Origin of the sequence: Paraburkholderia ribeironis (genome assembly GCF_900019265.1) — a bacterium.
Taxonomy (GTDB): Bacteria; Pseudomonadota; Gammaproteobacteria; order Burkholderiales; family Burkholderiaceae; genus Paraburkholderia; species Paraburkholderia ribeironis.
In genome coordinates this window covers 186769-200631 of record NZ_CYGX02000005.1, presented here as the reverse complement: position 1 = coordinate 200631, position 13863 = coordinate 186769, and the positions used below count along the sequence as shown (strand labels likewise).

11 protein-coding genes are annotated in these 13863 nt (G+C 62.4%); 2 read left to right on the top strand and 9 right to left on the bottom strand.

Features of this window, described 5'->3' with window-relative positions; genetic code table 11:
- The first annotated feature begins 53 nt into the window (after positions 1 to 53).
- Positions 54 to 1802: a SulP family inorganic anion transporter gene (locus BN2475_RS02290; protein WP_094777951.1), complete on the top strand. Its 1749-nt coding sequence runs from the start codon at positions 54 to 56 to the stop codon at positions 1800 to 1802.
- Positions 1803 to 1826: 24 nt separating this feature from the next.
- On the opposite strand, the gene BN2475_RS02285 is transcribed toward BN2475_RS02290, so the two are convergent.
- The 9 genes from BN2475_RS02285 to BN2475_RS02245 all read right to left on the bottom strand — a co-directional run bounded on the left by BN2475_RS02285 (position 1827) and on the right by BN2475_RS02245 (position 12025).
- A complete protein-coding gene (locus BN2475_RS02285; RefSeq protein ID WP_094777950.1) occupies positions 1827 to 2207 on the bottom strand; it encodes a potassium channel family protein in 381 nt (126 codons plus the stop codon).
- Positions 2208 to 2218: 11 nt separating this feature from the next.
- Entirely contained in the window at positions 2219 to 3247 is a 1029-nt protein-coding gene (locus BN2475_RS02280; protein ID WP_094777949.1) for a DUF2955 domain-containing protein, read from the bottom strand.
- Positions 3248 to 3264: 17 nt separating this feature from the next.
- Positions 3265 to 4389, bottom strand: a complete 1125-nt coding sequence (locus tag BN2475_RS02275) for an HlyD family secretion protein (RefSeq protein ID WP_094777948.1) — start codon at positions 4387 to 4389, stop codon at positions 3265 to 3267.
- Entirely contained in the window at positions 4386 to 5933 is a 1548-nt protein-coding gene (locus BN2475_RS02270) for a TolC family protein (RefSeq protein ID WP_094777947.1), read from the bottom strand. Before BN2475_RS02270 ends, BN2475_RS02275 begins: the two co-directional genes overlap by 4 nt.
- 18 nt (positions 5934 to 5951) lie before the next feature.
- Positions 5952 to 7055, bottom strand: coding sequence for an AI-2E family transporter (locus BN2475_RS02265; RefSeq protein ID WP_094777946.1), 1104 nt, complete (start codon positions 7053 to 7055; stop codon positions 5952 to 5954).
- Between the two features lie 397 nt (positions 7056 to 7452).
- Positions 7453 to 8394 carry an ABC transporter substrate-binding protein gene (locus tag BN2475_RS02260; protein WP_094777945.1) on the bottom strand — a complete coding sequence of 314 codons (942 nt, stop codon included), beginning with the start codon at positions 8392 to 8394 and terminating at the stop codon, positions 7453 to 7455.
- A 98-nt stretch (positions 8395 to 8492) separates the two neighbouring features.
- A complete protein-coding gene (locus tag BN2475_RS02255) occupies positions 8493 to 9518 on the bottom strand; it encodes an ABC transporter permease (protein ID WP_094777944.1) in 1026 nt (341 codons plus the stop codon).
- Positions 9519 to 9531: 13 nt separating this feature from the next.
- A complete protein-coding gene (locus BN2475_RS02250; protein ID WP_094777943.1) occupies positions 9532 to 11049 on the bottom strand; it encodes a sugar ABC transporter ATP-binding protein in 1518 nt (505 codons plus the stop codon).
- A gap of 214 nt (positions 11050 to 11263) precedes the next feature.
- Complete coding sequence (locus BN2475_RS02245; RefSeq protein WP_094777942.1) at positions 11264 to 12025, bottom strand: GntR family transcriptional regulator; 762 nt, start codon at positions 12023 to 12025, stop codon at positions 11264 to 11266.
- A gap of 178 nt (positions 12026 to 12203) precedes the next feature.
- Here BN2475_RS02245 and BN2475_RS02240 point away from each other — a divergent pair, with 178 nt between their 5' ends.
- Complete coding sequence (locus BN2475_RS02240; protein ID WP_094777941.1) at positions 12204 to 13502, top strand: L-fuconate dehydratase; 1299 nt, start codon at positions 12204 to 12206, stop codon at positions 13500 to 13502.
- Positions 13503 to 13863: the final 361 nt, after the last annotated feature.

Sequence of the window (13863 nt, the reverse complement as noted above, 5' to 3'; positions counted from 1 at the left end):
ACTTATCCAATGATCCGCGCGACACGGTTCGACTAACTACTCCTATTCAAAACATGCAAACCGACAGGTCAGTGTCCCACGGCGGGCATTCCGATAACCAGGCGCATGGATGGTTGCGCTGGCTGCCCGGCCTCGTCATGCTGAAGGAATATCAGATCAGTTGGCTGCCAAAGGATGTGGCCGCCGGCCTGGTCTTGACCACCATGCTGGTGCCTGTCGGCATTGCCTATGCCGCGGCTTCTGGCGTCCCCGGTGTGTACGGCCTCTACGCGACGATCATTCCGCTGCTAGCGTATGCCGTTTTTGGTCCCAGCCGGATCCTCGTCCTCGGTCCCGACTCCGCCCTTGCGGCACCGATACTCGCCATCGTCGCGACCATGGCCGCCGGCGATCCATCGCGCGCCGTTGCGGTGGCCAGCATGATGGCCGTCGTCTCCGGCCTGCTCTGCATCGTGATGGGGATATTCCGTTTGGGCTTCGTTACCGAACTGCTGTCCAAGCCTATTCGATATGGCTACATGAACGGCATCGCGACTGTCGTGGTGATCAGTCAATTGCCCAAGCTCTTCGCCATCCGCATCGATGAAGCAGGCCCCCTGCGAGACCTGTGGGGCCTCGCCGGGCAGATCACCGAAGGCAAAGCCAACTGGTACAGCTTCGCCGTCGGCGCGGCCACGCTGGTTCTGATTCTCTTGCTCAAACGCTTCGAGAAGGTGCCAGGCATTCTGATCGCCGTTGTTCTCGCGACCCTGTGCGTCAGCCTGCTCCACCTCGATAACGTCGGCGTGAAGGTACTCGGCAAAATTCCGCAAGGGCTGCCCTCCTTCGTGATGCCGTGGGCAAGCGGCGCCGACCTGATCAAGATCGTGCTCGGCGGCGGTACGGTCGCGCTGATCGCTTTCGCGGACACCAGCGTGCTATCGCGAACGTACGCAGCACGTCTGCATCATCGCGTCGATCCTAGCCAGGAGATGGTGGGTCTGGGCGCAGCCAACCTGGCAGCGGGCTTCTTCCAGGGTTTCCCGATCAGCAGCAGTTCGTCGCGTACGCCCGTCGCCGAAGCAGCGGGCGCAAAGACGCAATTGACCGGCGTCGTGGGCGCACTGGCTGTGGCCGCGCTTCTGCTGGCGGCACCGAATCTGATGCGGTTCCTGCCCAACAGTGCGTTGGCCGCAGTGGTCATCGCCTCGGCTATCGGCCTGTTCGAAATCGACGACCTCAAACGTATCTATCGCATCCAGCGTTGGGAGTGCTGGCTGTCCATCGTCTGCTTTGCCGGCGTCGCGATCTTTGGTGCGATTCCCGGCATCGGCATCGCGGTGGTGATCGCGGTCATCGAATTTCTGTGGGACGGCTGGCGGCCTCATTTCGCGATTCTCGGCCGCGTGGAAGACGTACGCGGATATCATGACATCGAGCGCTATCCGCAGGCCACGCGCATTCCCGGGCTGCTGCTGTTCCGCTGGGATGCACCGCTCTTCTTTGCCAACGCCGAGTTCTTTCAGGAGTGCCTGCTCGAAGCGGTCGATCAGTCGCCGACGCCCGTGCGTCGAATCGTGGTCGCCGCCGAACCCGTGACCAGTGTGGACGTGACCTCCGCCGACATGCTGCGTGAGCTGATCCGGATGCTGCGCGAGCGCGACATCGCCTTGCATTTCGCCGAGTTGAAGGATCCCGTGCGCGACAAGCTCAAGCGCTTCGAGCTGACGGAACTGATCGGCGACGAACGATTTCATCCGACCGTGGGCAGTGCGGTCGAAGACTACCTCGGCGCATCCGGCACCGCCTCGCAGCAACCCTGAGCCATCATCCGATCCACGTCGCGGCTATTCTTCGACACCCGCGCGGCGCGCGGCTTCGTGCACACCCCGGACGGCTGCCGCTGTGATCAGCCCTGTCATCAGCACGCCGATCATGCCGAGCAATAGCGCATCGATCCTGCCGAACGCCGTGGTCGGCACCACATCGCCATAACCGATGGTCAGCGCCGTGATCGTGCAGAAGTACACGGATTCCCACCACGGCGACGGCGTCCGGTTCACCGTCTCGACAGGGCCCCCGAAGTGGTACATGCCGATCGTCAGCAATATGAACAGGATCAGCAGACCGGCAAGGATCGCGCGCAGGTACCAGAGCGTCCTGCCGAATTCCTGCATGATCACGCGTGCCCGCAAGGGCACGGGACGTTCACTTCTGCCTCGCGCCATGAGTACACCTCTCAGGAATACGTGAAGGATCGCCGGCGAGCGCGTCGCTCGAAAAGCTGCAGCACCAGACAGGCGTACGCGGTAACCAGTAGAAAGAGCCCCATGCGCACCGCGAACGCGCGATAGACATCCTTGCCGGCCACACTGTCCTGCACCGATTGCCCCAGCAGAATGATCATCGTCACGAAGCTGTTCAGCCAGAAGCCGGGCGAGTAACGCGTGCGGCTCAGGCCATAGAGCTTGCGCGCCACGAGCAAGCCGAACAGCAGCATCCACAGATAGAACATCCACAGATTCACGAACAGCCTGAGCGCGAACCAGAACGCGATCGCGAGCAGCCCACCGAGCAACGTGGACCCGAGCAGCTCGCGCGCCGCACCGCGGGCGGAGGTCGTGCAGCTTTGGCGGCCAAGGCTGACGGACTTCATGATGATCGGCATGTAGCCGGCCGGGTCGCTCATCGCCAGCAGCCAGGCAGGCATCACCACCAGCGTGGCCCGCAGCGCGAGCCGGATAGTCTGATCGTCCGGCATGCTCTGCGCGACCGGCTGCGCGCGTTCGCTCAACGGCTCCGGAAACAGCGAGTGGCTTATCGCCGCCACCAGCACCGCAAGCAGAAGCCCCTTCACCAGAGCACCGACGACTGTCACGGCGAGTTGCAGATCGGCGACGCCCGCGGCCGAGATCATCGTCAGGCCAGCCGCCAGGAACGTCGCGACCAGATTGTTGCCGCCGCGCAGACCGTAGCGGAAAGCGAAGAACAGACTGAGGCCAACCAGCAGCACGCCCGTGAACCGGTAATAGCGAAGCAACGGAACGAGCAGCAGGCCGGTGCCCATCGTCAGCGCGACGACCAGCGCGAGGCCCAGTCCCGCCTTGAGCGATAGCGGCCGGTTCTGCGTAGCCAGCAGAAAGAAGGCGAACACCGGCGCGATCACCGGAATCGGCAGATCCAGCGCGAAGCTGATGGCAAGACACAGCGCCGTCCCTGTGGCGACGCGCAGCGCGCGCTTCCCGAGACACTGGAGCCTGTTTTGCATAGGTATCCTCAGCATCCTCAGTAGAGATACGAGAGCCAGCTCATCACCCGTGCGAACCCTCTGCCGAGCGGATTGAGCGGATTGCCCTGCGTGGGGAACGCCATCACCTCGGCCTGGCCGCCTACTCTAACGTTGCGAAGCTGCGCACGTTCACCCGGTTCGAACTCGACGATCACCGGAAAGCGTTGCGCGGGTCGCAGCCAGTCACGACTGTTCTGGACGGTCGGCAGAGTGCCGGGCGGCGTGCTCTGGCCCACGCTCACGCCATAGCCGATACTGCGCACCCGCCCGGCGAACAGTTCGCCCGGCAGCGCATCCAGCGCGATGGTTACTGGCGTGCCCGGTTGGAGGTGTGCAAGGTTGTTCTCGGTCATGTCCGCGCTGACCCACACATCGCGGATCGCGATCAGCGTCATGACCGGGTTGCCCGCCGCCGCGAACTGGCCGACTTCGGTGCGCAGATCCGTCACGACGCCCGCCGAGCGCGCCCTGACCCGGGCGTTGGCAAGATCGAGTTCGGCCTTCTCCAACGCGGCGGCGGAGCTGCGCAACTGCGCGTTTTCCGTATCGCGGCCACCTTGCTGTTCACGCGCACGTTCCACTTCGGCGCGGGCAGCGACAACCTGGCTCTGGGCCTGCTCGTACGTCGCACGCGCCACTTCCAGGCGCCGCAGCGAGACCGTGCCCTCGTCTTCGCGATATAGCTTTTCGAGGCGCTCGCTGTCCTGGCGCGCCTTGACCTCGTTCGCGATGGCCGCGCGCAACGACGCGAGCGCCGAATCGATCCCGGCCGTGCTCGCGCCGATCTGCCGGCGCGTCGACTCGAGATCGGCCCGCGCACGATCGGCGGCGATCCGGTATTGCTCGCTATCGACATCGAACAGCACGTCGCCCGCGTTGACTTCCTGGTTGTTGTGCACGAGCACGCGAATTACTCGCCCCGATACTTCCGCGGCCACGGGTACGACGTAGGCCTGGACGCGCGCCTGTTGCGTATAAGGGGTAAACCGGTCGGCGAGCAGATACCAGATCAGGCTCACGACGATCAGCCCGACGACCCACTTCACCGCCTTGCCCGATGGATCGGCGGCAGGCGCCGAGGGGGGCGGCGCGGCGGTGGAAGGCTCGGGCGTGTCGCTCATCGAGGCGAACCTGTGGACGGACTGGCGGTGGCGGACGGCAGGGTCGACTCGTTTAGCAGGTCGCCCCAGTCGGTGCGTTGCTGCATCTGCTCGCGGGTGGCCGGATCGACGAGCGGCTGCGCCGTATACCAGCCTCCGCCGAGCGCCTTGTATAGCGCAATCAGACTGCCCACCGCGTTGCTGCGGTTGACGATGTACGCGTCCTGCTGGGCGAACAACGCGCGTTGCGCATCGAGGACCCGCTCGAAGTCCGAGTACCCTTCCCGATAGATCGTATTGGCGAGTGTGAGTGAGCGCCGCGCGGCCCCCTGCGCGTCGTCCAGGATCGTGTCCCGTTGCAACGCGGCGATCAGCGCGGTGGCGGCATCGTCGGCCTCGCGTGCCGCCTCACGCACGCTATTCTGATAGGTGACCGTCAACTGCTGCAGACGGGCGTCCTGCACGCGCACGTTGTTCGTGATCTTGCCGTGATCGAACAGGTTCCACGTGACGCTCGGCCCGCCCACCACAGAGAGCGTGCTCGGCTCGCCCGTGAGCGAACTGGCGCTCCAGACCAGCGAACCCAGCAACGATACTGACGGATACAGATCGGCTTTCGCCACGCCGATGAGCGCGGACTGAGCGGCCATCTGCAACTCGGCGGCGCGAACGTCGGGGCGGCGCAGAAGCAGATTGGCGGGCACGTCCTGAAGCACCGCGCGATTCACTAGCGGGATCACGCCGTCCTTGCCCGGCTGCACATCCAGCTCCGGCAATGGACCAGGCGGGCGGCCCAGCAGCACGGACAGCGCATGGCGCGCGAGCACGATCTGACTCTCCAGGTCGGGGATGCTGCTCAGCGTGCCGAGATACTGCGTCTTCGCCTGCTGGAGATCCAGTTCGTCGCTTTCGCCGCTCTTGAAGAGCCGCTGCGTGATCGCATAGCTGCGCTTTTGCAGCTGCGCGTTCTCACGTGCGATGCGCAACCGGGCCTGGGCCGTGCGCAGCGTGAAATACGTATCCGCGACTTGCGCGTGCAGCAGGACCAATACGTCTTCGCGATTGGCCTGTGATGCAAAGAACGAGGCGTCGGCCGACTCGATCGCGCGGGCGAAACGCCCCCAGAAATCCAGCTCCCAGCCGATGCTGAAGCTCGCGGCGTACTGCCAGTAAGCGCCCGAGCGGGGATTGAATCCATCTGAGCGCTTGCGCGCCGAGTAAAGCACATCGGCATTGGCCTGCTGCACCTGCGGGTAGCGTCCTGCGAGCGCAATGCCCAGTTGGGCGCGGGCCTCGATGACGCGCAGACCGGCAATCTTCAGGTCGCCGTTGTGCGCGTCGGCCTCCGCCATCAGTTGGTCGAGATTTTCGTCGCCGAAAATCTGCCACCACTGGCGAAAATCGGGCTGCACTTCCTGCTGCGTGACCTGCTCGACCGATGCGCTGGTCCAGTGTTCACTCCAGCTCTCACGCTGGGTATGAAAATCCGGTCCCACACGCATACATGCGCTCAGGCAAACCGTCCCGACGAGGAGTATCCAGTATCGACGCAAGTTTGGCGACACGGCGCGGTCCCGGCGGCTTCAGGTGTGCTGTTCTTCTTTTGACTTCACCGTCTGCGGCTGATCCCGTACCCATCGCCAGAAGAGTTGATACCCAACCGCCAGCATCACGGGACCGATGAACAACCCGATGACGCCACCCGACACCATGCCGCCGAGCGCGCCGATCAGTACGACGGGCATCGGCACCGCGACGCCACGACCGAGCAGCAATGGCTTGAGGACATTGTCGGCGAGTCCGGCAACGAACACATAGACCGAGAAAATGATCGTCGCCACGCTGACGCCCTCCGTCACGATCACGAATACGATCACAGGGACTGTGATCAACGTGGCGGGCAACTGCATGATGCCGATCAGCAGCACGGCGAGCGCCAGCAGGCCCGCGCCCGGAATGCCCATCACCACGAAGGCGACGCCAATCAGTAGCATCTGGATGAACGCAATGCCGACCACGCCTTGAGCGACTGCGCGGATGGTCGCCGTGCAAAGATCCGTGATCTGCGGGCCATTCTCAGGACCGGAGATGCGCGAAGCGATCTGCAGCGCGCTTCTATGCCCCGTCTCGCCGTGAGCCATCAGAATGCCCGCGACGATCAGCGCGACGAAAAAAATCAGCATCCCCGCGCCCAGGCCGGTGACCATGCCGAGCAGCGCAAGGCCCGCCTCCTTGAGCTGAGGTGCGAACCTGTGCGCGATACCGGTGAGATCGGTAGAGGCTTGCTGCCAGAAGTCGTACACGCGCTGGCCCACCAGCGGCCAGCTGGCCACCGAGTCAGCGGGCGGCGGAATGCGGAAGCTCCCGCTCCTGAACATCGTCATCACATGCTCGAGCGAGTCGGCCACCGCGGCGCCCAACATATACGTCGGCACGAGAATCACGGCGAACGCAACGACGATGATCAGCGTGGCGATCAGCCCATCTTTGCTCGCGAACCTCGCTCGCAGCCTCGCGTGCAGCGGATAAAGCGTGATCGCCAGGATCAACGCCCAGACCATCAGATCGAGGAAGGGTACAAAGATCCGAAAGCAGAATATCGCCAGAACCACAATGAGTCCGGCGCGGATCAGGACATCGAGCAGTTCTCTGGACAGCGCTCGTTGGGTAATCGGCGTGTGCAGCATCGCGTGCCTCCTCGCAGATCGCCGCGAGGGTATCCCGACGGCAACCCAGGCTTGCAAACGACCAGGCGTGGTCGGCGTTGGCCCCGGTAAGGTCCGACAGTCGAGAGTGCCGCTCCGCGATGTTTGCCACTGCGTCAACCGTATCGCTGAGACGCGCTCGCCAGTCTGAGTCTAGGACACGCTGGAAAAAGGGACAATGAGTCTGCCGCTCTACTTCGATCAGCGCGATATTGCATGAATCGTCTGCTGAATATGCGATCTGCGTGCGTTGCGCCATCAGGATGCCGAGCCGAATTTGCATCGTCGTGCATTGCATCGCTGTCCGGCATGCGCTGCTGAAAAACAAAAGAGGAAGAGCACCGACTCTTCCTCTTTCATCACGCGTTGCCAATGTCGTTCAGTCGTAAAGCACGGCCGCAATCTTTGGATCATTCATATTGGTCTTGTCGTACCAGTAAAAGCCCGTGTCGATTTTCTTCGGCAACTTCTCGCCCTTCAACGCTTTCACCGCGGAATCGACAGTGCATTTGCCGATGCCGACCGGGTTCTGCGTAATGGCACCCGCCATCAGGCCTGACATGATGTTCTCTTTCTGTTCCTTGCCGGAGTCGAAGCCGATCAGCACGAGTTTCTTGCCCGACTCCCTGACGCCGATCGCCGCACCTTCCGCCGAACCTTCATTGGCGCCGAAAATGCCCTTGAGATTCGGATTGGCCTGCATCATCGCCTTGGCGATTTCCGCCGACTTCAGATGGTCGCCGCCGCCATATTGCACGGAGACGATCTTGACGTTCGGGTGCTTCGACTTGATCTGGTTCACGAAACCGTCGCGGCGATCGATGCCGGTGCGGCTCGTCTGATCGTGCACGATCACGCCGACCTCTCCGCTGTCGCCGATCATCGAGGCCATCTTGTCGGCGGCGAGCGCGGCGGCGGCGATATTGTCCGTCGCGCAGGTGGTCAGCGGAATGTCACTGTCGACGCCGGAGTCGAATGCGATCACGGGTATCTTGCTGCTCTGCGCCCGCTTCAGGAGCGGAATGGCCGCCTTGCTGTCGAGCGCCGCGATACCGAGCGCCTGAGGTTTCTTCGCCAGTGCGGCCGACAGCATGTCGATCTGCTTGTCGACCATCGCCTCCGTCTCCGGACCCTCGAAGGTGATCTTGACGTTATTCGCCTTCGCGGACTGTTCGGCGCCCGATTTGACGGCCTGCCAGAACTGGTGCTGGAAGCCCTTCGAAATAAGCGGGATGTAGGCTTCATCCGCATACGCCAGACTGGTTCCGCCGACGAGCGCGCCAACACCGACCACGACACTGATTAGTCTTCTCTTCAACATGGGATCTCCTCCTAAGGTGGGCATCAACCTGCTGCCGTTGAGGGAGCCTCTGAGTGCTGCCCTCTCCTGCGCTTCTTCTGCTCTTCTTCCGCTGTGCGTCAGCTCCTCCTGCGTCGTAAGATGTCCGCATAGACCGCGAGAATGATGATGAGACCTGTCACCACGATCTGCCATTCCTGGGCGACTGACATGATGCGCAGCCCGTTGGTCAGCACGCTCATGATGAAAGCGCCGATGATCGTGCCCAGAATGGTGCCCGAGCCGCCGCTGAGCGAGGTGCCGCCGATCACGACGGCGGCGATGGCTTCCAGCTCGTAACCCTGGCCGAGCGCCGGTTGCGCCGAATTCAGACGCGACGCGATCAGCAGGCCGGCCACGCCACAAATCGCACCACCCACGCCGTAAATCGCGATCTTCCATCGATCGACGTTGACGCCGGAAAGCCGCACGGCTTCTTCGTTGCTGCCCAGTGCGAACGTATAGCGGCCCAGCGCCGTGCGATTGAGCATGATCGAACTCACCACGGCGAGGAAGAACAGGATCAGAACCGCGTTCGGAATCGGCACGCTGGGCAGGAAGTAGCCGATCAGCGAGTCCTGCGAAATCATGTAGAAGTTTTCGGTGTCGGTGAAGTAAATCGGCTTGTCCGCCGAGACCACGAGCGACAGCCCTTTGAGCAGCATCATCATGCCGAGCGTGGCGATGAACGGCGGGATTTTCATTTTCGCGGTCAGCGTCCCCGAGATGGTTCCGCAGGCCGCACCCGTCCCGATCGCCGCGATGATGCCCATCCACATCGGCAAATGCCAGTAGGTGAGGAATACCCCGCAGATGACGGCGGTGAAGGTCATCAACGTGCCGACTGACAGGTCGATGCCACCCGTGATGATCACGAACGTGCAGGCGATCGCCAGCACACCGTTCACCGCGGTCGCCTGCAGAATGCCGAGGATGTTGTCCATCTGCATGAAAGCAGACGAGGCAAAGCTGAAAAAGACCAGCAGCAGAATCAGGCTCGTGAACGCGAGCAGCTTTTGCAGGGTAGTGGGCGCGAAGACGCGAGCTCTCCAGCCGGAGGACCGTCTTTCGCTATCAAGTGTTGCCATATCCGATTGCGTTGTCATGTCATGGACCCTTTCAGGCACGTGCCGCCTTCAATGATTCGCGCTGCGTCGCGAGGTGCATGATGCGCTCCTGCGTCGCTTCGTTCGCCAGCAGTTCGCCGGTAATACGGCCTTCGCACATGACGACGATGCGGTCGCTCATGCGCAGGATTTCAGGAAGCTCCGACGAGATCATCACGATCGCCTTGCCTTGCGCCGCGAGCGCGCGCAGCAGCTTGTAGATTTCGCTCTTCGCGCCGACATCGATGCCGCGCGTGGGCTCGTCGAAGAACAGCACGTCGCAGTCGCGCTCGAGCCATTTCGCAATCACGATCTTCTGCTGATTGCCGCCCGACAGAAGCCGCACCGGCTGCGTCGCCGACGGCGTGCGAATGGCGAGCAGCTTGATGAAATGCGCAGCCCGCTTGCGTATCTGCGCGCGGCGCAGGAACAGGTTGAACGACAGGAACTTGCCGAGATCGGACATCACGATGTTCGATTCGACATCCATGCCCGTCGCAAGACCGAAGCGCTTGCGGTCTTCGGAGAGGTAGCCGATACCGCGCTTGACGGCATCGCTCGGCCGCTTGATCGACGCTTTCGCGCCCTTCACCAGAATCTCGCCGGATTCGACCGGGTCGGCGCCGAACACCGCGCGTGCGACCTCGGTACGGCCCGCGCCCATCAGGCCGGCAAAGCCCAATATCTCGCCTTTGCGCAGTTCGAAACTGACGTCCCGCACAAGCGGGCCGGCGGTGAGATTGCGCACTTCGAGCGCGATGTCGCCGCTGACCGCGGCGCCCTGAACGGGTTCGACGTCGGCCAGGGTTCTCCCGACCATCATGCCGATGATGGTTGCGACGCTCGTTTGTTGAGTGGGAACGGTGGCCACATATTCGCCGTCGCGCAACACGGTGACGCGATCGGTGATCTGCTTGAGCTCATCCATCTTGTGCGAGATGTAGATGACGCCGACGCCGCGGTCCTTGAGCTGGCGGATGATGCGGAACAGTTCGGCGATCTCGGCGTCGTTGAGCGCGGAGGTGGGCTCGTCCATGATCAGCACGCGCGAGTCGAAGGACAAGGCCTTGGCGATCTCGACCATCTGCTGACTGGCGACCGTGAGCGTGCCAACCAGGGTACGGGGGTCGAGGTTCACGTGCATGCGGGCGAGAATCTCGCGCGCTTGCGCATTGAGCTTGTCTTCGTCGAGCAGCAGACCCAGACGTCCGCGCGGCTCACGTCCGATGAAAATGTTCTGCGCAACGCTCAGATGATTCATCAGTTGAAGTTCCTGATGAATGATGCCGATGCCAACAGCCTGCGCCTCGCGCGGACTCAGAAACTCGACTGGCTGGCCGTCATAGAGAATCTCACCCGAATCCCGCGTATAGACGCCCGCGAGAATCTTCATCAGTGTCGACTTGCCGGCACCGTTCTCGCCCATCAGCGCGTGGACTTCGCCGGCCGTGAGCTCGAACTGGACTTCGTGAAGCGCTCTGACGCCGGGAAAGCTTTTGCTGAGCTTGTTGACGGAGATGAGTGCGTTCATGGTGCGCAACCGCCGACAGCTGTGTGCTGGCCACTGGTTTCGGCGCGTGACGCCGGGCGCAATCGCGCTGGACGCCGGCGCTCTTCAGGAATGCAAACGCAACGTGAAGCCAGACACATGCTGAAGCCCCTCTATTGCAATGTTCAGCGTTTCTACGATGCTGCGCACAAGTGGTTGAAGTTCAACGCATTCCGATCGTGTGCGGCGCGCGTCACTATGGCTCGAACAGGTCCGGTCTGGTTTTCGCGGACCGGTGCAATTCAGCAACCACCTGATCGAGATGGTCGTGCATCGCTTTCGCAGCCGCGTCGGCGTTGCCGGTGCAAATGGCTTCGAATATGCGCTCATGCTCCTCGAGCGTATGCACGAGCCGTTCAGGACTGGCCAGCAATTGCCTCGCGCGATCCAGCGCGTTGCGCGACACCGCGACAATTTCCTTCACTCGCGGCAGCTTCACCGCGTCGAGCAGGATTTCGTGAAAAACCAGATCGAGTCCATGAAATGCAAGACGTTGACCGCTCCCAGCCATGGTGCGCTGCTCGTCGAGATTGACTGCCAATGCATCGAGCGTTGCCTGATCGTGCATGAGTGCAACGCGGCGCACTGTCTCGACTTCGAGTGCGCTGCGGATAAACAGATGCTGGCGGATGTCGTCGAGCGCGATCGGTTTGACGCGCGTGCCGCGCTGCGGCAACACCTCGACGAGACCCGCATGCGCAAGCCTCGCCAATGCTGCGGACACCGGAAAGCGCGATACGCCCATCCGTTCACAGACCGCCATCCTGTCGATCATCATTCCGGGTTCCAACGCCGAGGTCACGATCGCTTCTCTCAGCGCCTGTTCCACCGCGTCGGTCAAGCTACCGCGTTCGCCGCCCTTGATCTTTTGCAGTGCGACATACGGGTTGCCGGCGACACTCGCTTGATCGGATGAAGAACTCACGGCGCGCTTGATTTCGAGAAGACATGCTAGCATGCTAGGAAGTGGAATCCGCGTTGTCAACGCGTGCAAATGCCTACTGCACCCGCTTACCGTTCATCGCACCCGTACGCGAATCCACGCACGCCTGTTCGTATCTAGCTGGTCCGTCTCCGCCCGCGGGTCCTCGCTCGCGGATGCAAGCCGATAGTCATAGCTCCCGGAGGGTGCTCAGATGACAACGATTACAAGGCTGTCCGTTCGGGACATTCGGTTTCCCACCTCGCGCTCGCTAGACGGCTCCGACGCGATGAACGCCGCGCCGGATTACTCGGCCACTTACGTCACGCTCGACACCGATTCACCGCACAAGCTCACGGGCCACGGCCTGACGTTTACGATCGGGCGCGGCAATGAAATCTGCGTGGCGGCGGTCAATGCGTTGACGCCGCTCATCGTCGGCAAACGGCTCGAAGATATCGCCGCGAATATGGGCGCATTCTGGCGCGCCTTCACGTCCGACAGCCAGCTGCGCTGGATTGGCCCCGAGAAAGGCGCGATTCATCTGGCTACGGCGGCCGTCGTCAATGCCGTGTGGGATCTGTGGGCAAAAGCGGTCGGCAAGCCGGTCTGGAAGCTGCTTGTCGATATGAGCCCGGAAGAACTGGTGCGTTGTCTGGACTTTCGCTACGTGACGGACGCGATCACGCCTTACGAAGCGCTCGCGATGCTGCGCCGCCACGCCAAAACCAAACACGTGCGCGAAGAAGAAATGGTTGCGCAAGGCTATCCCGCCTATACGACCTCGGCCGGCTGGCTCGGCTACGACGACGAGAAGATTCGCCGTCTTGCGCGCGAGGGTGTCGCGCAGGGATGGACGCATTTCAAGCAGAAGGTGGGCGGCGATCTCGATGAAGATGTACGGCGCGCCCGCATCCTGCGCGATGAGATCGGCGCGGACCGCAAGCTGATGATGGACGCGAACCAGGTCTGGGACGTCGATGAGGCGGTCGCGAATATGCGGCGTCTGGCAGAGTTCGACCCGTGGTGGATCGAAGAGCCCACCAGTCCGGACGACATTCTCGGGCACGCGGCGATTCGACAGCGGCTCGGTTCGATCGGCGTCGCGACGGGCGAGCACTGCCACAACCGCGTGATGTTCAAGCAACTGCTGCAGGCGCACGCAATCGACTTCTGCCAGGTCGACAGTTGCCGCCTCGGTGGACTGAACGAGGTGATCGTCGTGCTGCTGATGGCGGCGAAGTTCGGCGTGCCGGTGTGTCCGCACGCGGGCGGCGTCGGATTGTGCGAGTACGTGCAGCATATTTCGCTGTTCGACTATATCTGCGTGTCGGCGTCGCTGGAGAACCGCGTGCTCGAATACGTCGATCACCTGCACGAGCATTTCGTCGATCCCGTGGTGATCCGCCATGGCCGCTATATGCCGCCGCAACGGCCGGGGTACAGCATCGAGATGCATGCGGCGTCGCTCGACAAGCATCACTTTCCCGACGGCGACGCGTGGCGGCTCTGAGCGTCGGACCGCACGTCGGCCGAAGCGACTGACCAAGCTGCCTGTCAAACTGGCGAGTGCGCGATGGATGCGACTCGTGATGCTAGCTTTAAGGCCATGACAAGGGGATGAAACAGCCGGATACGCGCGATCGCTGTCGGCGGGAGTGGGGAGTCGGGAAGGACAGAACAACAGCGCGGGAAAAAAAGAAGCGGCTCGACGCGGCGGCGTCGATCAGGCGTGGATCACCATCGCGAACGGCAAAGAGCCTTTAAAGGCGGCTGCAGACTTCTGGAATAGTTGCGGCAGTAAGTTGTGGCAGTAAAGCGAATAAGCGGCGCAGCGTTGTCGGCGCATCGCACTTCTGAACCCGAGTGCGCAC

Bases quoted from the DNA above. Each gene is read 5' to 3' on its own strand.
- BN2475_RS02290 (WP_094777951.1), top strand. From the start codon at position 54: ATGCAAACCGACAGGTCAGTGTCCCACGGCGGGCATTCCGATAACCAG.
- BN2475_RS02285 (WP_094777950.1), bottom strand. From the start codon at position 2,207: ATGGCGCGAGGCAGAAGTGAACGTCCCGTGCCCTTGCGGGCACGCGTG.
- BN2475_RS02280 (WP_094777949.1), bottom strand. From the start codon at position 3,247: ATGCAAAACAGGCTCCAGTGTCTCGGGAAGCGCGCGCTGCGCGTCGCC.
- BN2475_RS02275 (WP_094777948.1), bottom strand. From the start codon at position 4,389: ATGAGCGACACGCCCGAGCCTTCCACCGCCGCGCCGCCCCCCTCGGCG.
- BN2475_RS02265 (WP_094777946.1), bottom strand. From the start codon at position 7,055: ATGCTGCACACGCCGATTACCCAACGAGCGCTGTCCAGAGAACTGCTC.
- BN2475_RS02260 (WP_094777945.1), bottom strand. From the start codon at position 8,394: ATGTTGAAGAGAAGACTAATCAGTGTCGTGGTCGGTGTTGGCGCGCTC.
- BN2475_RS02255 (WP_094777944.1), bottom strand. From the start codon at position 9,518: ATGACAACGCAATCGGATATGGCAACACTTGATAGCGAAAGACGGTCC.
- BN2475_RS02250 (WP_094777943.1), bottom strand. From the start codon at position 11,049: ATGAACGCACTCATCTCCGTCAACAAGCTCAGCAAAAGCTTTCCCGGC.
- BN2475_RS02245 (WP_094777942.1), bottom strand. From the start codon at position 12,025: ATGCTAGCATGTCTTCTCGAAATCAAGCGCGCCGTGAGTTCTTCATCC.
- BN2475_RS02240 (WP_094777941.1), top strand. From the start codon at position 12,204: ATGACAACGATTACAAGGCTGTCCGTTCGGGACATTCGGTTTCCCACC.